The 21,235-nt window shown below is 56.2% G+C and carries 24 protein-coding genes; 23 read left to right on the top strand and 1 reads right to left on the bottom strand.

Features of this window, described 5'->3' with window-relative positions:
- Nucleotides 1-172 precede the first annotated feature (172 nt).
- Nucleotides 173-1,363, top strand: a complete 1,191-nt coding sequence (tuf, locus tag AB8E48_RS02060; RefSeq protein ID WP_005508397.1) for an elongation factor Tu — start codon at nucleotides 173-175, stop codon at nucleotides 1,361-1,363.
- A gap of 686 nt (nucleotides 1,364-2,049) precedes the next feature.
- Here the strand turns inward: tuf and AB8E48_RS02055 are convergent.
- The gene (locus AB8E48_RS02055) at nucleotides 2,050-5,379 is read right to left on the bottom strand and encodes a Fe2+/Zn2+ uptake regulation protein (RefSeq protein WP_368885595.1); all 3,330 of its coding nucleotides are present in this window, start codon (nucleotides 5,377-5,379) and stop codon (nucleotides 2,050-2,052) included.
- 576 nt (nucleotides 5,380-5,955) lie between these two features.
- On the opposite strand from AB8E48_RS02055, the gene rpsJ reads away from it, so the two are divergent.
- The 22 genes from rpsJ (at nucleotide 5,956) to rplO (ending at nucleotide 21,141) form a co-directional block, all read left to right on the top strand.
- A complete protein-coding gene (gene rpsJ / locus AB8E48_RS02050; RefSeq protein WP_004005287.1) occupies nucleotides 5,956-6,264 on the top strand; it encodes a 30S ribosomal protein S10 in 309 nt (102 codons plus the stop codon).
- A gap of 13 nt (nucleotides 6,265-6,277) precedes the next feature.
- A complete protein-coding gene (gene rplC / locus AB8E48_RS02045) occupies nucleotides 6,278-6,934 on the top strand; it encodes a 50S ribosomal protein L3 (protein ID WP_294628513.1) in 657 nt (218 codons plus the stop codon).
- A 6-nt stretch (nucleotides 6,935-6,940) separates the two neighbouring features.
- Nucleotides 6,941-7,558, top strand: a complete 618-nt coding sequence (gene rplD, locus AB8E48_RS02040) for a 50S ribosomal protein L4 (RefSeq protein ID WP_005504957.1) — start codon at nucleotides 6,941-6,943, stop codon at nucleotides 7,556-7,558.
- Nucleotides 7,558-7,860: a 50S ribosomal protein L23 gene (gene rplW / locus AB8E48_RS02035; RefSeq protein WP_005504959.1), complete on the top strand. Its 303-nt coding sequence runs from the start codon at nucleotides 7,558-7,560 to the stop codon at nucleotides 7,858-7,860. The genes rplD and rplW overlap by 1 nt, the downstream gene beginning before the upstream one ends.
- A 40-nt stretch (nucleotides 7,861-7,900) precedes the next feature.
- Nucleotides 7,901-8,737, top strand: a complete 837-nt coding sequence (gene rplB / locus AB8E48_RS02030) for a 50S ribosomal protein L2 (RefSeq protein ID WP_005504961.1) — start codon at nucleotides 7,901-7,903, stop codon at nucleotides 8,735-8,737.
- A gap of 12 nt (nucleotides 8,738-8,749) precedes the next feature.
- Nucleotides 8,750-9,031, top strand: a complete 282-nt coding sequence (gene rpsS, locus AB8E48_RS02025) for a 30S ribosomal protein S19 (RefSeq protein ID WP_004005282.1) — start codon at nucleotides 8,750-8,752, stop codon at nucleotides 9,029-9,031.
- A 60-nt stretch (nucleotides 9,032-9,091) separates the two neighbouring features.
- Nucleotides 9,092-9,457 (top strand): 50S ribosomal protein L22, encoded by a 366-nt coding sequence (rplV, locus tag AB8E48_RS02020; protein WP_005504964.1) that lies wholly within the window; start codon nucleotides 9,092-9,094, stop codon nucleotides 9,455-9,457.
- Complete coding sequence (gene rpsC / locus AB8E48_RS02015; RefSeq protein WP_049331911.1) at nucleotides 9,458-10,255, top strand: 30S ribosomal protein S3; 798 nt, start codon at nucleotides 9,458-9,460, stop codon at nucleotides 10,253-10,255.
- Nucleotides 10,256-10,675, top strand: coding sequence for a 50S ribosomal protein L16 (gene rplP, locus AB8E48_RS02010; protein ID WP_044150210.1), 420 nt, complete (start codon nucleotides 10,256-10,258; stop codon nucleotides 10,673-10,675).
- A gap of 5 nt (nucleotides 10,676-10,680) precedes the next feature.
- Nucleotides 10,681-10,920 carry a 50S ribosomal protein L29 gene (gene rpmC / locus AB8E48_RS02005; protein ID WP_005504969.1) on the top strand — a complete coding sequence of 80 codons (240 nt, stop codon included), beginning with the start codon at nucleotides 10,681-10,683 and terminating at the stop codon, nucleotides 10,918-10,920.
- Nucleotides 10,917-11,189 (top strand): 30S ribosomal protein S17, encoded by a 273-nt coding sequence (gene rpsQ / locus AB8E48_RS02000; protein ID WP_060824425.1) that lies wholly within the window; start codon nucleotides 10,917-10,919, stop codon nucleotides 11,187-11,189. Before rpmC ends, rpsQ begins: the two co-directional genes overlap by 4 nt.
- Before the next feature lie 487 nt (nucleotides 11,190-11,676).
- The gene (locus AB8E48_RS01995) at nucleotides 11,677-14,370 is read left to right on the top strand and encodes an LPXTG cell wall anchor domain-containing protein (RefSeq protein ID WP_368885594.1); all 2,694 of its coding nucleotides are present in this window, start codon (nucleotides 11,677-11,679) and stop codon (nucleotides 14,368-14,370) included.
- A gap of 922 nt (nucleotides 14,371-15,292) precedes the next feature.
- Complete coding sequence (locus AB8E48_RS01990) at nucleotides 15,293-16,483, top strand: YncE family protein (protein WP_368885593.1); 1,191 nt, start codon at nucleotides 15,293-15,295, stop codon at nucleotides 16,481-16,483.
- A gap of 657 nt (nucleotides 16,484-17,140) precedes the next feature.
- A complete protein-coding gene (rplN, locus tag AB8E48_RS01985; RefSeq protein ID WP_005504986.1) occupies nucleotides 17,141-17,512 on the top strand; it encodes a 50S ribosomal protein L14 in 372 nt (123 codons plus the stop codon).
- A gap of 3 nt (nucleotides 17,513-17,515) precedes the next feature.
- Complete coding sequence (rplX, locus tag AB8E48_RS01980; RefSeq protein ID WP_005504988.1) at nucleotides 17,516-17,851, top strand: 50S ribosomal protein L24; 336 nt, start codon at nucleotides 17,516-17,518, stop codon at nucleotides 17,849-17,851.
- Nucleotides 17,851-18,411 carry a 50S ribosomal protein L5 gene (rplE, locus tag AB8E48_RS01975; RefSeq protein ID WP_070819400.1) on the top strand — a complete coding sequence of 187 codons (561 nt, stop codon included), beginning with the start codon at nucleotides 17,851-17,853 and terminating at the stop codon, nucleotides 18,409-18,411. Before rplX ends, rplE begins: the two co-directional genes overlap by 1 nt.
- Nucleotides 18,412-18,484: 73 nt before the next feature.
- The gene (gene rpsH, locus AB8E48_RS01970; RefSeq protein WP_049331925.1) at nucleotides 18,485-18,883 is read left to right on the top strand and encodes a 30S ribosomal protein S8; all 399 of its coding nucleotides are present in this window, start codon (nucleotides 18,485-18,487) and stop codon (nucleotides 18,881-18,883) included.
- 27 nt (nucleotides 18,884-18,910) lie between these two features.
- Nucleotides 18,911-19,447 carry a 50S ribosomal protein L6 gene (gene rplF, locus AB8E48_RS01965; protein ID WP_005505004.1) on the top strand — a complete coding sequence of 179 codons (537 nt, stop codon included), beginning with the start codon at nucleotides 18,911-18,913 and terminating at the stop codon, nucleotides 19,445-19,447.
- 2 nt (nucleotides 19,448-19,449) lie between these two features.
- Entirely contained in the window at nucleotides 19,450-19,809 is a 360-nt protein-coding gene (rplR, locus tag AB8E48_RS01960) for a 50S ribosomal protein L18 (RefSeq protein WP_005505006.1), read from the top strand.
- 29 nt (nucleotides 19,810-19,838) lie between these two features.
- The gene (rpsE, locus tag AB8E48_RS01955) at nucleotides 19,839-20,483 is read left to right on the top strand and encodes a 30S ribosomal protein S5 (protein ID WP_171840195.1); all 645 of its coding nucleotides are present in this window, start codon (nucleotides 19,839-19,841) and stop codon (nucleotides 20,481-20,483) included.
- 2 nt (nucleotides 20,484-20,485) lie between these two features.
- Nucleotides 20,486-20,692: a 50S ribosomal protein L30 gene (gene rpmD / locus AB8E48_RS01950; protein WP_004005265.1), complete on the top strand. Its 207-nt coding sequence runs from the start codon at nucleotides 20,486-20,488 to the stop codon at nucleotides 20,690-20,692.
- Between the two features lie 2 nt (nucleotides 20,693-20,694).
- Nucleotides 20,695-21,141: a 50S ribosomal protein L15 gene (rplO, locus tag AB8E48_RS01945; protein ID WP_005505008.1), complete on the top strand. Its 447-nt coding sequence runs from the start codon at nucleotides 20,695-20,697 to the stop codon at nucleotides 21,139-21,141.
- The last annotated feature ends 94 nt before the right edge of the window (nucleotides 21,142-21,235 follow it).

Below are 21,235 nucleotides of genomic sequence, written 5' to 3'. Positions count from 1 at the left end.
CTAAAAACCTGTGGCCCACGCCAAAATTTTCAATTAAATCCATTATTGAGAGCATGAACAGTTTCATCTCTGCGGCGTAATCCGCTATTGTAGACGCTAGACCGTTTTATAACGGGATGCGCCGGAGCGAAGATCCGCGTGCATGTTTTCAATCGTTCTAGGAGGAACACTCTTGGCTAAGGCTAAGTTCGAGCGCTCCAAGCCTCACGTTAACGTCGGTACCATTGGTCACGTTGACCACGGTAAGACCACCCTGACCGCAGCAATCTCCAAGGTTCTGGCTGACAAGTACCCGGACCTGAACGAGAAGCGCGACTTCGGTATGATCGACTCCGCTCCCGAGGAGCGCCAGCGCGGTATTACCATTAACATTGCTCACATCGAGTACCAGACCGAGAAGCGCCACTACGCACACGTTGACGCTCCCGGCCACGCTGACTACGTCAAGAACATGATTACCGGTGCGGCTCAGATGGACGGCGCAATCCTCGTGGTTGCAGCTACCGACGGCCCCATGGCACAGACCCGCGAGCACGTTCTGCTCGCTCGCCAGGTTGGCGTCCCCACCCTGCTGGTTGCACTGAACAAGGCAGACATGGTTGACGACGAAGAGCTCCTCGACCTCGTCGAGATGGAGGTCCGTGACCTCCTCTCCTCGCAGGAGTTCGACGGCGACAACGCTCCCGTTGTTCGCGTTTCCGCACTGAAGGCTCTCGAAGGCGACCCCGAGTGGGTTGCTAAGGTCGAGGAGCTCATGGACGCAGTCGACACCTACATTCCGGACCCCGTGCGTGAGAAGGACAAGCCCTTCCTCATGCCCATCGAGGACGTCTTCACCATCACCGGTCGTGGCACCGTTGTTACCGGTCGTGCAGAGCGCGGTACCCTGAAGATCAACTCCGAGGTCGAGATCGTCGGTATCCGCCCGATCCAGAAGACCACCGTTACCGGTATCGAGATGTTCCACAAGCAGCTCGACGAAGCATGGGCAGGCGAGAACTGTGGTCTGCTGCTGCGTGGTCTGAAGCGTGACGATGTTGAGCGTGGTCAGGTTGTCGTGGAGCCGGGCTCCATCACCCCCCACACCGAGTTCGAGGCAAACGTCTACATCCTCTCCAAGGATGAGGGTGGCCGTCACAACCCCTTCTACTCCAACTACCGTCCTCAGTTCTACTTCCGTACCACTGACGTGACCGGCGTTATCACCCTCCCCGAGGGCACCGAGATGGTTATGCCCGGTGACAACACCGAGATGACCGTTACCCTGATCCAGCCCATCGCAATGGAAGAGGGCCTCGGCTTCGCTATCCGTGAGGGTGGCCGCACCGTTGGTTCGGGTCGCGTTACCAAGATCATCAAGTAATTGCCGTAAATTTACGACAATTCGCTAGAGATCTGCCGGAGAGGATGCTCTCCATCAGGTAGCGATACTCAAGGACCCCCGCATCTGCGGGGGTCCTTTTGTTATGCTCTTTTTCCTGGCTCGCCCTAGCTGCTCCTGTCTGATAGGAGCTTCGGAGAAGGGAGAGGCGTTGCTACGGGAGGAGAGCGGGGCCCTAAAAGCCCGTGGACGTCTAATACAAGCTATCAAGCACCTGGCCAAGGGGAGTCTCAGGCGATTGAAGCGAAAGCGTAGCCTACAGGAGAAACGAACGGGGACGCCGGACGTAGCAATAGCCCCTAAGATCCATACAGCAAGGCGTACCAGCCTCCACGCTGCCCTGTAAACAGACAGCAGAGACATGTAAGAAGAGAACGGTACAAACTATATTTAGGCTGTCTCACCGGATCCTCAGAAGCTGTGTACGTTAGGGAAGCGCGCGATAGGTTGTTGAAGGCCCGCTGAAAGGCGCTAGGAGCATCGTTCGCGGCAGGCGATAGTATCTCTAGGCGGTAAGTTGAGCCTCTCGACAAACGCTACATGGGGTAAAGAAAAACGGTTCCCAGCCCGAAGGCTGGGAACCGCAATTCGAATGACTGCCCCTCGGAAGGGACATAGGTAATCCTACTACAGAATGCTGCAGGAACAGAACCTACATGAGCCTATGGCTAGATGTTTTCCTCGTTGCGAGGCAGGTATCCCTGCTGAGGAGCCGGAGGCTGCTGCGCCTGGATATTGCCCTGAGGGTATATACCCGGCTGGTTCTGAGGCTGCGAGAAATCCTCGAGCTGCTCAGAACCCTGGTGCGGAGCTACTGCATCCTGCTTATTCTGCCGCACCAGTAGACGCCAGATAACGCCGGCAATAAGCAAAATCGAGATGATCAGCAGGGTCAGCGGGTTCAAACCGTTGAGCAAAATTGCCAGGTCGAGGGTGACCAGAGCAGTTGCGATATAGGTCCAGACTCGGTCGAGCAACAGAGCGCTCAGAAGAGTCAGAGCGATGCCGAGTACCAGTACCACGATATCCGGACCGTCAGCGGGAACTGCCCACGTTACCAGGGTGAGGAATACCTGCAGGCCCAAAGCCCAGTACAGAGGAGAATCCGATACCTGCTCATCTACAGGCCTCTTTGCGATGAAGTTCTTGAGAACCTTGGCTGCCACAACAGCCAGCAGAATCAGAAGAGCAACTTCAAGAACGACGCTCAGAGGATTGGACTTCGAGTAATCAATGACCAGGCGGGCGATGAAGAGACTGAACGCCGTGGTGCAGATGGTCGGCAGGTTCTTAGCCTTGGTAACAGACACGAAGGACAGAGCGCCTAGAGCCCAGAGAAGCGCGTTGAGCTCCACCTGCTTGGGCTCAAAAACCAGCCCAACGAAAGTGTAGAACCCCAGCGTCGCCAGAGCGGGAATCATCAGCAGCGTATTGACAGGTGCGTAGATACTCTGGCTCAGGGGACGACGAGACAGGAAACGCGCGTAGGGGGCACCCAAGGGGCCGTGCATCGGCAAATCAACCATCGTATTACCGACCGGGACAGCGATGCGCGGACGAACATTAGCGTTCACACCGAAGACCTCAACCGGGAGCGTGACCTTCAGAACGAACAGGATGATAACGGCAAACAGAGCGTAATAGCCCAGAAGAGTCATTTCCATTGTGCTGGTTCGTGTGTTGAAGAGATTCCACAGAGAACCGATGCAGAAAGTTGTGATGCTGATGGAGGCACCAACCTGCATGCGGGGGACCCTGAAGATGAGGGCAAGCGTCCACACGGCGATGAAGATGGCAGGAGTTGCTACTGCGAACAGCAGATCATCGAAGTCGCCAATGAAACGGCCTGCGCTCAGGACAGAACCGAGCGTGAAGAAAATCGCCGCCGCGTATGCTTCGTAGTTTCGCTTGGAGTACGCGTAGAGTAGTACGCTGCACAGAGCCTGAACCGCCAGCAGGGCAAGTACGAGGAAGTCTACAATGGATTCCTTCATATTGCCGCTGATTGCGAGCAGAATGACCGACCAGCAGATGGGGAATCGCGCAACGGTGAGTAGCTCCGAACGAATCGAAGAGCCAACCGGCATAAAGAAACCAAGCGCACCATAAACGACGGTCAGGAGCGCCGGCAGCGCTACAGCAATGTACTCCTTATGCAAGTCGTACAGCAGGTAGCGTCGCGAGCCAATCGTCGCGATAAGCAGAGTCGCGTAGAACGCGATACGGACAAACATGACAAGCGTGGAGCGGAAGGATCCAACATCCGAAAGTCGTAGCGCGCGGGCCAGAATAAGAGCGCTCAGGACGCCCAAGAAGAGGACGGCACCCGAGAAAAGCGGGAAACCAACCCAGAATCGGCCATGTGCTCCGCCATCAGCATGGTTAGCTACGTACCCAACGAAGAGAGCAAAAACGCCCAAGAAGAGGTAGACCGACATCTCTACAAGACGGTAGCTTGCGTTTTGCGCTGCAACGCCCTGAGAGAGGACAAAAGTCAGTAGCGCAATAGCGGCGCAGACCAATGCAAACATCAAAAGCGACTCAGAAGTCTGCATCTCAGGAATGAGAGCGAGGAAGAGCTGAATCATACCAATGGCATAACCGATGTTGCTCAGTACTGCTCCAGCAGTACGTGCCTCGGGAGCCTTAGCAGTGACCAGATAGATGACTACAGCCGCGGCAAAGAAGAGGTAGAACGTTCCCTGGTTGCCAGGGGAAGCATACATGCCAATGACCGGGATGAGCGCTACAAAACTCATGAGCACCAGAGGCTGAATTGCCTTGCGGTACAGCAAGAAGCTCACGATGCAGAGGACACCGATAACCCAGGGGGCGGGGAAGATACCTTGATTGCCTTCTGCGTAGGGAAGGAAGGCGCTCCAGCGCGTTGCGTACATAACGCTATCAGCGCCATGAGCAGTGTAGAAGGCATCAAGGAGAGCAAAGAAGGAGAAGAATACGCCGACGCATGCATCGATGGCAGGCAACCACTCCATCTTGCGAGCGGGTTGGTGAATAGATTCCTTCGCCCAGGGGATAGCCGGGGTGCTTTGCACCTGCTCGAGCTGTTCATCAGCAGCAGGAGCAGAACCAGCAATAGTCTTCTGCAGACGAGGAATAAATACGTACGCAGAAATCAGGTTAACAACCAGGACCGAGACGAAGAAGAAGCTGGGGAACCACGGGCCGTGATCCGAGTCCATGATGAAGGAGAGAATGGACGCAATCGGGTAGATGCGTGCCTGGGCGTAGTAATCCGCCGTGCCGTTCAGCCAGGTGAACAGAATGGCGTGCACAGACATAACCGCAAAGGCAATACCCGCATCCGTGTAGCTCAGATCGTTGGTGAAGAAGAAAATAGCGACGGCAGTAGCCGGGACAAAAATACGCGAGGAATCAACAAGACCTTCGCGGATACCCTTCGGAGCAGCATTCGGCGCAAAATGCAGAATCAAACCCAGAACAGTGGCAACGGCAGTCAGAGAAACGAAATACCAAACGAAAGGCAGGGCCGCCACCTTCGTAGCTGCCAACGAGTCCGAAACGATGAACGAAATCAGCAGGTACGCCATCACACGGTTACGCATGAGGGCGCAGGCTCCAACAATGGCTGCCGTGCCCACCAGAGACGTGAGAAGCCAGATGTAGCGTCCTTCAGTCCAAATCTTAAGGACATAGATAGCAACGCCGGTCAGAGGAATAAACGCAAGACCCGTTGCTGCAAAAGAATAGGAGGCAATACGCAGGCGTTCCACAAAACGGTAGGTGAGCAGACCTGCTCCGTAGAAGACAATTGCTCCAAGCGCCATTGCGAGGACACGGAAGATAGCTGTTTCATCCTGAGAAGAAGTCACCGAAGTGACAAAAAGGCCCGCAGCACCAATGAGCAGGAGCGAACCAATGTACAGAACAATATTGAGGAAGATATCCTCATTGACCCGGCGTCGCTGCGCAGGAGGCTGAGGATACGGACCCGACAGGGACGGGGGAACGTACAAGCCGAGACCTTGCGGCTGAACATGCTGAGGGCTCTGAGACGAAGAGTGAGAGCTAGAGGATGCCTGATGAGGTTGTGTCGGCTGAGACATGGTTTCTCCTTAGGCTGTAGTGATACTTCTACGATACGAGAGTCTTTAGACCTAAAAGCTTTATTAAGAGCAATAAAGTGCATGGAACTTACTGAAAGTAGATTGAAAGCTCCCTGAGAGTTACATCGCGGGAGTATCCTCAGGTTGACAGAAATAGTTAAGTGTTCTTAAGCACTTAACTTGTGTTCGTATTGCATCGGGGCTCTATCTCTGAGAGAATTGACGACGTTGTCAAAGCGTCTACCTGCACTAAAGGTAGGCCCACGTATGACCCGGTCCGAAGGATGACGGGACGAGTTTGTCTAGACAATAGGCGACACGCCCGAGTTCGGGGGTCGGTACTCAGACGGGGTGAGGAACCCGGCAAAGCCGGATTCAGTCCGTTCTGAGTGGCGCACGTGATGAATATATCGCGTTCCTTAAGCGCTATAACAAAGGGGCAAAAGCTCCGATACAGGGAATACATCAAGAAAGAGAGTCCGACAGATGGCGGGACAGAAAATCCGCATCCGTCTGAAGTCCTATGACCACGAGGTCATCGATTCTTCGGCACGGAAAATCGTCGAAACGGTCAAGGGCGCAGGCGCAACTGTAGTTGGCCCCGTGCCGCTGCCGACCGAGAAGAACGTCTACTGTGTTATTCGTTCTCCCCACAAGTACAAGGACAGCCGCGAGCACTTCGAGATGCGTACGCACAAGCGTCTGATCGACGTTGTTGATCCGACCCCCAAGGCTGTTGATGCCCTCATGCGTCTTGACCTGCCGGCAGACGTAAACATCGAGATCAAGCTGTAGAGGATCGCATCTAATGACTAACAAATTCGAGCGCCAGGTGAAGGGCCTGCTGGGCACCAAGCTCGGCATGACCCAGGTCTGGGACGAGGACGGCAAGTTCGTGCCCGTCACCGTCGTCAAGGCTGATTCTAACGTTGTTACCCAGATCCGTAACCAGGAAACTGATGGCTACGAAGCTATTCAGATTGGTTTCGGTGCAATCGACTCTCGCAAGGTTACCAAGCCCCTGGCTGGTCACTTCGAGAAGGCCGGTGTTACCCCCCGTCGCCACATCGTCGAGCTGCGTACCGCAGATGCTTCTGAGTATTCCCTCGGTCAGGAACTGACCGTTGAGCTCTTCGAAGCAGGCCAGAAGGTCGACGTCGTTGGTAAGACCAAGGGTAAGGGCTTCGCAGGTGTTATGAAGCGTCACGGCTTCAAGGGTGTTGGCGCATCTCACGGTCAGCACAAGAACCACCGTAAGCCCGGTTCCATCGGTGGCGCATCCTACCCCGCACGCGTGTTCAAGGGTATGCGCATGGCTGGCCGTATGGGCGCAGCACGTCACACTACCTTGAACCTGACTATCCAGGGTGTGGACGCAGAGAACAATGTCCTGCTGATCAAGGGCGCAATCCCCGGTCCCAAGGGCGGCGTTGTTCTGGTTCGTACCGCTGTGAAGGGAGCCTAATACATCATGGCTGTTAAGACCCTTAAGGTAGACCTGCCCGCAGAGATTTTCGACGCGCAGGCATCCGTGCCCCTGTTGCACCAGGTTGTCGTTGCACAGCTCGCTGCTGCACGCCAGGGCACCCACAAGACCAAGAACCGCGGCGAGGTTTCCGGTGCAGGCCGTAAGCCCTTCAAGCAGAAGGGTACCGGTAACGCACGTCAGGGCTCCATCCGTGCACCGCACATGACCGGCGGTGGCGTTGTTCACGGTCCGACCCCGCGTAACTACGCACAGCGCACCCCCAAGAAGATGATCGCCGCTGCACTGCGCGGTGCTCTCTCCGATCGCGCTCGTCACGACCGCGTCCACGTTGTCGAGAACTTCATCTCCGGTGAAACCCCCTCGACCAAGGCTGCAAAGGCTGCATTCGCAGCTATCACCGAGCGCAAGAACATCCTTCTTGTGATTGCTCGTGCAGAGGACGTTGTGGCTCTGTCCGCACGTAACCTGGAGAACGTCCACGTTCTGTACGCAGACCAGCTCAACACCTACGATGTGCTGGTTTCGGACGACGTGGTCTTCACCAAGGCAGCATTCGACGCATTCGTTGCTGCAGCTCAGAAGAAGGAGGGCGCTAAGTAATGAGCGTTTCCACCAAGTCTGTATACGACGTGATCATCGCTCCCGTCGTTTCCGAGAAGAGCTACGGTCAGCTCGACGAAGGTAAGTACACCTTCGAGGTCGCTACCGATTCCAACAAGCTGGAAATCAAGCAGGCCATCGAGAAGATCTTTGACGTCAAGGTTGCTTCCGTCAACACCATCAACCGTCAGGGCAAGCGCAAGCGCACCCGTTTCGGTTGGGGCGCTCGCAAGAACACCAAGCGTGCGATTGTGACCCTCAAGGAAGGCACCATCGACATCTTCGGCGGTCCGCAGGCATAAGCCCCGCGGAGACCACTTTAACGAAGGAAGAAATATCTAAATGGGTATTCGTAAGTACAAGCCGACGACCCCGGGTCGCCGCGGTTCGAGCGTTGCTGATTTCTCCGAGATCACCCGCTCCACCCCGGAAAAGTCCCTGCTTCGTCCGCTTCACAAGACCGGCGGCCGTAACAACACCGGTCGCATCACCACCCGTCACAAGGGTGGCGGCCACAAGCGCCAGTACCGTCTGATCGACTTCCGTCGTCACGACAAGGACGGCGTGAACGCACGCGTTGCACACATCGAGTACGATCCCAACCGTACCGCTCGCATCGCACTGCTGCACTACTTCGATGGTTCCAAGCGCTACATCATCGCTCCGAACAAGCTCGCTCAGGGCGACATCGTCGAGTCCGGTCCCGCAGCTGACATCAAGCCCGGTAACAACCTGCCCCTGCGCAACATCCCCGTTGGTACCGTGATTCACTGTGTCGAGCTCCGTCCCGGTGGCGGCGCAAAGCTGGCTCGCTCCGCAGGTGCTTCTGTACAGCTGGTTGCTAAGGAAGGCAAGTACGGTCAGCTCCGTCTGCCCTCCGGCGAAATCCGCAACGTGGATGTTCGCTGCCGCGCAACCGTTGGTGAGGTCGGCAACGCCGAGCAGTCCAACATCAACTGGGGTAAGGCTGGCCGTAACCGCTGGAAGGGCATCCGCCCGACCGTCCGTGGTGTGGTCATGAACCCGGTTGACCACCCGCACGGTGGTGGTGAAGGTAAGACCTCCGGTGGTCGTCACCCGGTTAACCCCAACGGTAAGCCCGAGGGTCGTACCCGTCGTCCCAACAAGGAAAGCGACAAGCTCATCGTTCGTCGCCGTCGTACTGGCAAGAAGCGCTAAGGAGCCTGAAACATGCCTCGTAGTTTGAAGAAGGGCCCTTTCGTTGATCAGCACCTCTACCTGAAGGTTGCAGCTCAGAACGAGAAGGGCACCAAGAACGTAATCAAGACTTGGTCGCGTCGCTCGATGATTATCCCCGACATGCTCGGTCACACCATCGCAGTGTACGACGGTCGCAAGCACGTGCCGGTGTTCATCACCGAGTCGATGGTTGGTCACAAGCTCGGCGAGTTTGCTCCGACCCGCACTTTCCGCAGCCATGTGAAGGACGACCGTAAGGGCAAGCGTCGCTAATCGGTTCACACCGATAAGCTAACGTTTCCCTTTCGGCAATAGACGAAAGAGAGATAGGCAATGGAAGCCAAGGCATCAGCGCGTTTCGTTCGCGTTACGCCTATGAAGGCCCGCCGTGTCGTCAACCTGATCCGTGGTAAGCAGGCGGAAGAGGCTCTGGCGATTCTGAAGTTCGCCCCCCAGGCAGCTTCGGAACCGGTATACAAGATCGTTGCTTCGGCAGTAGCTAACGCTCGTCAGAAGGCAACCCAGCAGGGTCTGCCCTTCCGCGAGGAAGAGCTGTTCATCAGCGAAGCATTCGTGAACGAAGGCCCGACCATGAAGCGCATTCAGCCCCGCGCTCAGGGTCGTGCATACCGAATCAACAAGCGCACCAGCCACATCACCGTGGTAGTTGCTACCCCGGAGAAGGAGGAGGACCGCTAAATGGGTCAGAAAATTCACCCGAACGGTTTCCGACTGGGCATCACCACTGACCACGTCTCCAAGTGGTTCGCTGATTCCAACAAGCCCGGCGAGCGTTACGCTGACTTCGTCCGCGAGGACGTAAAGATTCGCGAGCTGCTGGCAAAGAACCTGGATCGCGCAGGCGTTGCAAAGGTCGAGATTGAGCGTACCCGTGACCGCGTGCGTGTGGACATCCACACCGCTCGTCCCGGTATCGTGATTGGCCGCCGTGGCGCAGAAGCAGACCGCATCCGCGGCGAGCTCGAGAAGCTCACCGGCAAGCAGATTCAGCTGAACATCCTCGAGGTTGCTAACCCCGACCTCTCCGCTCAGCTGGTTGCACAGAGCATCGCAGAGCAGCTCGCATCGCGTGTTGCATTCCGCCGTGCCATGAAGAAGGCAATCCAGTCCGCACAGCGTGCAGGCGCAAAGGGTATTCGTATCCAGTGCTCCGGCCGTCTGGGTGGCGCTGAAATGTCCCGTTCCGAGTTCTACCGCGAAGGCCGTGTGCCCCTGCACACCCTGCGTGCGAACATCGACTACGGCTTCTTCGAGGCTAAGACCACCTTCGGTCGCATCGGCGTGAAGGTCTGGATCTACAAGGGCGACCTGACCGACAAGGAGCTGGCAGCTCAGCAGGCAGCAAACAACCGCCGTGGCAACCGCCGCGATGGTGACCGCCGCCGCCAGGGCAACCGTGGTCCTCGTCGCGAGCGCCGCAACGAGAACGCTTCGGCAAAGGTCGAGGCCAAGACTGCAGAGAACGGTGAGGCATAAATGCTTATTCCCCGTCGAGTAAAGTACCGCAAGCAGCACCACCCCAAGCGTAATGGTCTCGCAAAGGGCGGCACCGAGGTTAGCTTCGGTGAGTGGGGCATTCAGGCCCTGTCGCCCGCATACGTGACCAACCGCCAGATTGAGGCTGCACGTATCGCAATGACCCGTCACATCAAGCGTGGCGGTAAGGTCTGGATTAACATTTATCCCGACCGTCCGCTGACCAAGAAGCCCGCTGAAACCCGTATGGGTTCCGGTAAGGGTTCGCCCGAGTGGTGGGTCGCAAATGTCAAGCCGGGTCGAGTCATGTTTGAACTCTCCGGTGTGTCCGAAGAAGTGGCTCGCGAGGCAATGCGCCTGGCAATCCACAAGCTCCCGATGAAGGCACGTGTTGTGCGTCGCCGCGAAGGTGGTGAATAAGCGAGATGGCAGTAGGATCCAAGGACCTGAGCATCGATAAGCTCGCAGAGCTCTCCAACGAAGAGCTGGCTGCAAAGCTGAGCGAAGCGAAGAAGGAACTCTTCAACATCCGCTTCCAGGAAGTCACCGGTCAGGCTAACGCAGGTCGTCGCCGCACTATCAAGCGCGACATCGCACGTATCTACACCGTGCTGCGTGAGCGCGAGCTCGGTATTCGTCCCGCAACTGAAGGTGAGTCCAAGTGAGTGAAGTAAAGAACGAAGAGCGCGGCTACCGCAAGACCCGCCGCGGCTACGTTGTCTCCGACAAGATGGACAAGACCGTTGTCGTCGAGGTCGAGGACCACGTGAAGCACGCACTGTACGGCAAGGTCGTTCGCCGTAGCTCCAAGATCAAGGCACACGACGAGCAGAACACTGCTGGTATCGGTGACCTCGTTCTGATTGCAGAGACCCGTCCGCTGTCCGCTTCCAAGCGCTGGCGTATCGTGGAGATCCTGGAGAAGGCTAAGTAAGCCCTCTAAGGACTCTCTGCTAGAGCAGTAAAAGAGCCCCTATCCTACCTAGGTAGGATAGGGGCTCTTTGTTTTAACCTCTGTAGGGGAGACAGAAGCGGGCTATTCTGTGAAGCCTAGAACCGACAGCGGAGGTAATAAAAGACTGGATAAATATTTGTCATAAAACTTTTGAAGACGTCACATAGAAAAGTGGTCACTTTTGCCGGACAACGCTATCAAAGAGCCACGTAGCTTGAGCTGGAGGAAGAAATCCCCTTGTGGAGCGTGTCTACGGGGCTTTTGGAGGATAGCGACGATGACTAAAAGAATCGTGAGAAGCGTGGACGCTGATAAAAGCTGCTTGAAAATAACCTAGTGAGGCACTTATTATCAACTTTATAGTTGCTTAGTCTAGCCTTGCCTAATCATTAGGGGCTTAGCTATGCATCTTCCGGAGGTTGCACGACCTTTGGAGAAGTACCACTACACATCATCGAGGATCAGCATGACTTCTTCACCCAAGCCCTCACGTAAGCTGCTCGCCGTTGCTGGCGCACTTTCCGTTGTCGCAGGTTCTTTCGCTGCGGTTCCCGCTACTTTTGCGGCAAACGTCTCCGCTTCTGTCCCCGGAGGAAACTCCCAGACCTCTGCTGAGGAATGCCGCCACATCGCAGTGAGCGCTACCCAGTACCAGGGCCTGCCCGGCCAGTACCAGCTGGCATACTCTGCGGCAACCTCCTCCCTCTACACCTCCTTCTCCTCCGGCCGCCCGCCGGTACTGACCGGTGGTGTCGGCACCTGGAACGTTGCATCTAACCCGAGCCTTGCCACTGTCTACCAGTTCCCGACCACCGACTTCACCGCACGTGGCGCTACCGCACCGACCGGTAAGCAGATCGAATCTCCCTACGGTATCGCCTACGACGAGGCAACCGGATACGTATGGGTTACCCAGACCCGCGTTAACAAGGTATCTGTCTTCGATCCCGCGACCAACAAGATTATCTGGAGCAGCGCAGAAGGCGACGTTGACCACCCGCGTGAGGTACGTATCGATCCTTCCAGCGGCAAGGTATTTGTATCTGGCTCCGGCGGCATTAGCGTCTTCGACACCACTCGTCACGCTCTGGTCAAGAAGATCGAGTTCACCGATGCCAAGGGCGAATCGGACATCGCAATGAACATGCACGTAGACTCCGCCGATGGTAAGCTCTACGTGCCCTCCCTGAGTGCCGGCACCGTGAAGGTAATCGACACCAAGAGCTACGAGGTCGAGAAGACCATTCAGCTGCACAAGGACAATGCTGAAGCCGACCTGAACGCCTCTGACGTCACTATCGACAAGTCTCTGAAGGAAATCTACGTTAGCTCCCAGGGTGACCGTAAGGGTACTAACTCTGGTATCACCGTCTACGACCTGGAAACCGGCGCCTACAAGAAGACTATTCCTTTCGGTACCCAGGCTCTTGCCATCACCTCTGACGAAGCCCGCGACCTGCTGTACGTGACCGATTACGGTACCGGTAATGTCGGCGTTGTTGACGCACGAACCGGAACCGTTGTTTCTCAGGTGTCCACCGGCGCAACTAGCGGCGCGAATGACGTTCTGGTGACCGCAGACGGCAGCGCATACGCTGTAGCACGTAGCGTCGAAGGCGCTTCCGCTATCGAAACCGACTACACCATCGATAAGACCACCGGTGAATACCGCACCTCTAGCACCGAGCCTAAGGGCAAGGACAACGCAGATTCCCCGATTACCCCCGGCGTCATGGTGAAGATTAACACCACCGTTGAAACTGCCGCAAAGCCGGCAGCGCAGACTGCTTCTGAAGAGCTGGTGAAGACCTACGCCGACGGCGCTAAGCTCTACGCAGTGAAGGACTGGACCACAGGTGAAACCCTGAAGCTGCGCGGTGAAGGTTTCAAGACTCAGGACGGTTCGAAGGGCTCCGTGCTCGCCGTTAAGCTGAACAAGGGTCGTATCTCCGCGAAGGAAGAGCCGAAGTTCAACGGCGTTGAGGGCAACAGCGCAGGTGTTTGGGCGTACATCCAGGCAGATGAAAACGGTAACTTCACCGCTGAACTGCCGTACCCGACCACCGAGAACTCCAGCCTGACGGAAAATCTGAAGAGCGGCGATAAGGTATCGGTCTTCCTGCTCTCCGGCTCCGTCGTTGAAGGTGACACTCCTCGCGGTGGCGAAGCGCTCTCCGCAACTGTTGCAGAGAAGAAGGCAGACACCGCTGAGACCTGCGCACCGGCAGAAACCACCCAGGTCGCTGCTACTCCTTCTGGCGTGACTACCACTTACCCCGCCGGAACTAAGCTGAGCCTGCCTGATAGCGACGAGCCCACTCCGGCTCCGAGCGAGTCTGCAAAGCCCGAACCCAGCACCCCGGCACCCTCCGAAAGCGCAGAATCCAACGAAGTTGTACACAAGTACAAGGACGGCGCTAAGGTCTACTTCCCCAAGACTTGGGACGGCCAGAAGCTGACCTTCCGTGGTGAAGGCTTCAAGACTAAGGACGGCAAGGGCTCCGTCATCGCCGTCAAGCTGAACAAGGGTGCTATCTCTGCTAAGGAAGAGCCTAAGCTGGAGGGCGCAGAAGCTAACAGCTCGGGAGTGTGGGCATACATTAAGGCCGATGAGAACGGTAACTTCACCGCGACTATCGACCGTCCGACCGTCGCAAACTCTAACCTGAAGGAAGAGCTGCAGAACGGCGATAAGGTAGCTATTTACCTGCTCTCCGGATCCCTGGCTGAGAACGATAACGCACGTGGTGGCGTGGCCGTTGAATACACCTTTACGACCAGCAACCAGCAGCAGAATAACGATGCCAAGACCTCTCCTTCTAACCCCTCTGTCCCGGAGCCTTCCGCACCGGCAGACTCTAAGGACCAGGTAAAGAAGCAGGACGAGAACCCTGCGAAGGATCAGAACAAGGCTCCTGCAGATTCTCTGAAGTCCGAGGCGCAGAAGAAGGACAACAACGTACCCAACAGCGCACCGAAGACCTCCGGCTCTTCGTCGCAGAACGTCACCTCTTCCAACAACGGCTCCAGCGCCTCGAGCTCCTCGAAGTCTTCGCTGGCTAACACCGGTGCTTCGGGCGTTGTCGTCGCTGCAGGAATCGGCGTTCTTGCCCTGGTCGTTGGTGCAACCGTGCTGGTAGCACGTCGCCGCAAGGCATAGCCCATAGGCTGTGGCAACCCACGATACCACTGCTCGGTAGAGGCGAAGGGGCGGACCGGGATCTGCTAGATATTCAAGAACCCGATTGACTCTCTGAAACTGCCGATACGCGCTGAAAGGGGCGGTATCCATCGAACCGATGGGTACCGCCCCTTTCAGTGTTTATATGCCTGTGTCTAGGGAGGGGCAAGGACAAGACCAGGTAAGTGATGACGGAGGAGAAGCACTCTTCTACTGCGCTCGCCAGTCCCTATTTGACGAGTTAACAGTCTAAGAAAACGGAATATTGATTTTAGCGGCTCAGATACAAAGAAAACCCGCACCGAAGTGCGGGTTTAGTGTCAAAGCGAGGTTCGGTCCCTAGACAAACGGATTAGCGAGGAAAAAGGGACCCAAGAAATCTGTCCGATAAGGACCGAACCTCTTGTTTGACGCATGCGTCTCTTCTATTATGGTACATCTCGCTGATTTTCGCACCTTGAAGCGCGTTTTTTACCAAAAAACTTGATTTTTGAAAAAACAATCCTTAATTTCTAAATTTTTAAGCAGATTTTTTTAGACTGCTGTATTGAGAAGGGTCAGAAGTGACGAAATGTTACGAAATCTATGGCTCTAGCCGGCTCATAATAGGTCTACTGATTCTGTAAGGTGCCAGTATCTCTAGATAGATATCTTTCATGCTAACTATATGTAGAATGTTATAGCTTTTGTCGGGTAAATTTGCCCCGTTCAGAGCATGGGGGAGAGTGGCACATGGTGCCAATATAGGACGTCTCGATAACGAACGGTACAGCGTATGGACTGTGCTAGAAAAGCCTCAAAGTGGTGGGCAAAGCGTAAGATATACAGCAAAAGCCTCGGATGCTAAGCCCGCAAAATATAGGCGAGCTAGCCTCCAAACTACACAACTCTGGAGATGCTCATGGTTCCCTCTGTCGCAGGAGAAGGACAGAAAAATACGCTCGATAATAAGCATTTTTCCGTGGCTCGTTCTGCGGGACTCGCTGGTCAGTATCAAGTGGCATACAACTCTGAAGAGAACGTTCTTTTTGTAAGCGGAAGCTATAACCATACAAAGACCCACGGCACTCTCTGCGCCACAATTGCTCGCATAAACGCAGATACCCTGCAAATTGAGAAGACAGCTGTTCTGCCCGCTATCCCGGAAAATAACCCCGAACTAGCAAGCCTCTTCCAGATTCAAGCTGCCTACGGCCTAGCCGCAGACAACGAACGGGGGCTTCTCTGGACCGGAGGAACGCGTACAGACTCGGTCACCGCATACTCCCAAAAAGATCTATCGCTCGTATGGGATTCTCTCGCTCTAGGAGTAGAGATGCTGACTCCGCGCGAGCTATACGTCGCACCCAACGGTGCCGTGCTCGTTACCGGCATGGGTGGCTACCAAGTGATTTCTGCGCCCAACGCAGAAGGGGAGCGTAAGGTTAGCGCCCTTCAAGGGGAAAGTCCCGCCATGCTGCTAGGGCCCGTAGCGGATGAAACCCGTAGCCTCCTGTACATCCCGAATATTATGCGAGATGAAATCTGGGTTGTGGATATGAATACCTGGGAGCTCGTGCGCAGGCTACCCGTAATTGGAGGGGAAGATACCAATACTCCAGTCGGTGTACACGGCGTGGAGATTGATTCGACGCGCGGTGAACTATATGTCTCTGCGCAAGGGCGCGAGGGTAAGAATGGCGGTCTGTATGTTCTGAGCTTTGAGGGTGAGCACCTCGCTTATCTTCCGTTCGGCAAAATGCCCACCGATATCTTGCTCGATGCAGAACGTCACCTGCTCTATGTTGCTGATTTCGGTGGCAAGGGGGAGACGGCAGTTGCTGGTGGCGGAACTATTACTGTCATCAATACGCTCAATCGAGCCATTATTGACACCGTGCAGGTGGCTCCCACCCGCATTAATCACCAGGTCCTGTTGAAGGACGGGAGTGTCATTGTTATCGATAAAGCAGGAGACTACCCTGCAGTTGAGGTTCCCTATGTGCTGGAGGCGAACTCTGGCAAATACTACGAGGCGGCAGAAGAAGCTCGGCCGGGAGAACCGCCTCGCCCTATCGTTCGTGACGGTATCGCGAAAGTATATATGCCCTAGTTGCTGTGTGAAGAGCGGCTGAGTCGCCAACGTCGTGTCTGCTGTGCTCTAGCGTCGTATGCACGTTTGCGTAAGGAGCGGAACCGCCGTGATCTCTCGCCAGCCCTGCGGCAAGTTTGTCGTGGAGGCATATTAAAACGTAGTAAAATATAGATATCTACCATCCTTGTTTGACACATTGTTTGGTAGATTTCTCGAGGCCCCTTCAGTTTCTTATGCGTCAGGAACTACACGAAGGGGCCTCCTGCTTTAAGTATCAAATAAGAGACCTTCTCGTTCGATGGTGATGTGGGATATGAGGTTTTTTATCTCCAATGCATAGCTACCTCGGGGGATAGGGTAGCGGAGACCGAAATCATAGTTAATAAGCCCTTGCGCTAGATACCTGCTTCCTGTACAGTGTTAAGACTGTGTGGCTGTATCCAAATAGCCGCGCAACCACGGGCTTCTCGTGCCAGTGCATAATGCCGCTACTTACGGGTGGATACGCCCGCTTCACGCGGGTCCAAATGCTTCTGGCATGGGTTTGCCCCAGGCGTTTCCGCTAACCCCTTCCCTAGAGCTGGGGCCCGGGGCGTCAACCAATCCCGTAAAAATGTTCCGCAAGGCTGGCTCGCGCCTAAAGCGAGTCGGAACCGGCGAGACGACAGGAGAAATATGATTCAGCAGGAGTCGCGACTGAAGGTCGCCGACAACACTGGTGCGAAGGAAATCCTGACCATCCGTGTTCTCGGTGGTTCCTCGCGTCGCTACGCAGGCATCGGCGACATCATTGTCGCAACCGTCAAGGATGCAATCCCCGGCGGTACCGTAAAGAAGGGTGACGTTGTCAAGGCAGTCGTCGTCCGCACCAAGAAGGAAACCCGTCGTCCCGACGGCTCCTACATCAAGTTCGACGAGAACTCCGCAGTGATCCTGAAGAACACTGATGGTGATCCCCGTGGTACCCGTATCTTCGGCCCCGTGGGTCGTGAGCTTCGCGACAAGAAGTTCATGAAGATCGTTTCGCTGGCTCCGGAGGTGCTCTAATTCATGGCTAAGATCAAGTCCGGCGACCTGGTTCAGGTTATTTCCGGTGCAGATAAGGGCAAGCAGGGCAAGGTTCTGAAGGTTCTCCCCAAGGAAAACCGCGTGATTGTTGAGGGCGTCAAGGTCGTCACCAAGCACACCAAGGCTAACCCCCTGACCGGCGCAGCAGGCGGCATTCAGAAGGTTGAGGCACCGATCCACGTTTCTAACGTTGCGATTGTTGACCCCGAGACCAAGAAGCCGACCCGTGTTGGTTTCCGCCTCGAGACTGTAGAGCGTGACGGCAAGGAGCGCACCGTTCGCGTGCGCGTTGCTAAGCGTTCGGGTAAGGACATCTAATGACCGAAACCAAGATCACCCCCCGCTTCAAGACCAAGTACGCTGAGGTCGTCGTTCCCGCTCTGCAGGAAGAGTTCAAGTACGAGAACGTCATGCAGACCCCGAAGATCGTTAAGGTCGTCGTAAACATGGGTGTTGGCGAGGCAGCTCGCGACGCAAAGCTCATGGATGGCGCAATCCGCGATCTCACCGCAATCACCGGTCAGAAGCCGATTGTTACCCGCGCTAAGAAGTCCATCGCACAGTTCAAGCTGCGCGAAGGTATGCCCATTGGTGCACACGTCACCCTGCGTGGCGACCGCATGTGGGAATTCCTGGACCGCCTCGTCACCCTGGCACTGCCCCGAATCCGCGACTTCCGCGGCCTCTCGGACCGCCAGTTCGACGGTAACGGTAACTACACCTTCGGTCTGACCGAGCAGTCCATGTTCCACGAAATCGATCAGGACTCGATCGACCGCGTGCGTGGTATGGATATCACCGTGGTGACCTCCGCGAAGACCGACGACGAAGGCCGTGCAATCCTGAAGGCACTGGGCTTCCCGTTCAAGACCAACTAACGACTACGTTGCAGGTCCAGACCCCGTTACCGCGGGGTAGGGAAACCACAACGAGGAAGGGCAAAAGCCCACAATGACTATGACTGATCCGGTCGCAGATATGCTGACCCGTTTGCGTAACGCAAACTCCGCATACCACGACACCGTATCCATGCCCTACTCCAAGCTGAAGTCTCGCATTGCTGAGATCCTGAAGGCTGAGGGCTACATCGCCGACGTGAAGGTTGAGGATGCAAAGGTCGGCAAGACCCTGACCCTCGTCCTCAAGTACGGTCCGTCCCGCGAGCGTTCCATCGCTGGCGTGCGTCGTATTTCCAAGCCGGGCCTGCGTACCTACGCAAAGTCCACCAACCTGCCCCAGGTTCTGGGTGGCCTCGGCATCGCAATCCTGTCCACCTCTTCGGGTCTGCTCACTGACAAGCAGGCTGCGAAGAAGGGCGTGGGCGGCGAAGTCATCGCTTACATCTGGTAGTCGGTTAGAAGAGAAAGGAAGAGAATAATGTCACGTATTGGACGTCTCCCCATCTCGGTTCCCGCCGGCGTTGAGGTTAAGGTCGATGGCAACCTGGTCACCGTTAAGGGCCCCAAGGGCGAGCTCTCCCACAAGGTAGCTTCCCCCATCACCGTGGCTCTGAACGAAAACGAGATCGTTGTATCTCGCCCGAACGACGAGCGCCTGTCTCGCTCGCTGCACGGTCTGACTCGTACCCTGATTCAGAACCTGATTATCGGCGTTACCTCCGGCTACGAGAAGAAGCTGGAAATCGTTGGTACCGGTTACCGTGTGACCCCGAAGGGTAACGACCTGGAGTTCGCTCTGGGCTACTCCCACCCGATCAACATCACCGCTCCCGAGGGTATTACCTTCGCAGTGGAGGGTGCTAACAAGCTGACCGTGTCGGGTATCGACAAGCAGCTCGTTGGTCAGGTTGCAGCAAACATTCGTGGTCTGCGTAAGCCCGATCCCTACAAGGGCAAGGGTGTTCGCTACGCAGGTGAGCACATCCGCCGCAAGGTCGGAAAGGCTGGTAAGTAAACATGGCTATCAAGTCGAAGGCAGCGCAGCGTGCACGTCGTCACGCTCGCATCCGCAAGTACGTTTCGGGTACCGCTGCGCGTCCGCGCCTGTGCGTCACCCGTTCGACCCGTCACATGTTCGTTCAGGTTATCGACGATGTCAAGGGCGTAACCCTGGCATCCGCTTCCACCATGGAAGCAGAGCTGCGTGCAGCTGACCTGGACAAGACCGCTAAGGCAAAGCGCGTTGGTGAGCTCGTTGCAGAGCGTGCCAAGGCAGCTGGTGTTGAGGCAGTCGTGTTCGACCGCGGTGGTAACAAGTACCACGGCCGTGTTGCAGCCGTTGCTGACGGTGCACGCGAGGGAGGTCTTGCACTCTAATGAGCGAGCAGAACGTAAAGGAAACTCAGGTGAGCGAAGCAGTAGTAGCTGAAACCGCTGAGACCTCCAACCAGCGCGAGGAGCGCCGCAACAACCGCGGCGAGCGTCGTGGCCGTGGTGAGCGCCGTAACAACCGCGCTCGCGAGGAGGAGAAGGACAAGTACATCGAGCGCGTTGTGACCATCAACCGCGTTTCCAAGGTCGTCAAGGGTGGTCGTCGCTTCAGCTTCACCGCACTGGTCGTCGTTGGTGACGGTAACGGCCTGGTCGGCGTTGGCTACGGTAAGGCTAAGGAAGTTCCCGCAGCAATCTCCAAGGGTGTCGAGGAAGCAAAGAAGAACTTCTTCCGCGTTCCCCGCATCGAAGGCCGCACCATCCCGCACCGCGTGCAGGGTGAGGCAGCTGCAGGCGTTGTGATGCTCCGTCCGGCAACCGCTGGTACCGGTGTTATCGCAGGTGGCCCCGTGCGTGCAGTACTCGAGTGCGCAGGCATTCACGACGTGCTGTCCAAGTCGCTCGGTTCCTCGAACCAGATCAACATCGTTCACGCAACTGTTGCAGCACTCAAGGAGCTCGAGGAGCCCCTGGCAGTGGCAGCCCGCCGTGGCCTGCCCACCGATGAGGTTATCCCCAGCTACCTGCGCAACACCAAGTCTGAAAAGGCAGGTGCGTAGTAATGGCCAAGCGTATTCAGCCCAGCGACGCAAAGCTGGAAATCACCCAGGTCAAGTCCTATGTTGGTCAGAAGCAGAACATGCGCGACACCCTGCGTTCCCTGGGCCTCAAGCGCCCCGGCAACAAGGTAGTCCGCACTGCTGACCCCGTCACCGTTGGCATGGTTAACACCGTTGCTCACCTGGTGAAGGTTGAGGAGGTCAAGTAAAGATGGCAGAAGCTATCAAGATTCACGATCTGCGCCCGGCACCGGGTGCCCACAAGGCAAAGACCCGCGTTGGCCGCGGTGAAGGCTCCAAGGGTAAGACCGCAGGTCGCGGTACCAAGGGTACCAAGGCACGTTACCAGGTTCGTGCAGGCTTCGAAGGCGGCCAGCTGCCGCTGCACATGCGCCTGCCGAAGCTGCGCGGCTTCAAGAACCCCTTCCGCACCGAGTACCAGGTTGTTAACCTGGACCGCATCCAGGAACTGTTCCCCAACGGTGGCGACGTTACCGTCGAGGCACTGGTTGCTAAGGGTGCCGTTCGTAAGAACGAGCTCGTGAAGGTTCTGGGCAACGGCGAAATCTCCGTCAAGGTGAACGTTGTTGTCGACAAGGCATCGGCTTCCGCTATCGAGAAGATCGAGGCCGCTGGCGGTTCTGTAACCGTTAAGTAGTCTTCAAGACGAGAAAGCCCCCGTTCGTACGCTGTACGGCGGGGGCTTTTTGCTGCCTGAAAAGATTCACAACAGGGTCATATTCCTGTATTCG

It is taken from the genome of Rothia mucilaginosa, from assembly GCF_964211445.1.
Classification (GTDB): Bacteria; Actinomycetota; Actinomycetes; order Actinomycetales; family Micrococcaceae; genus Rothia; species Rothia mucilaginosa_E.
The sequence above is the reverse complement of the archived record's forward strand: the minus strand, read 5'-3'. Positions and strand labels throughout refer to the sequence as shown.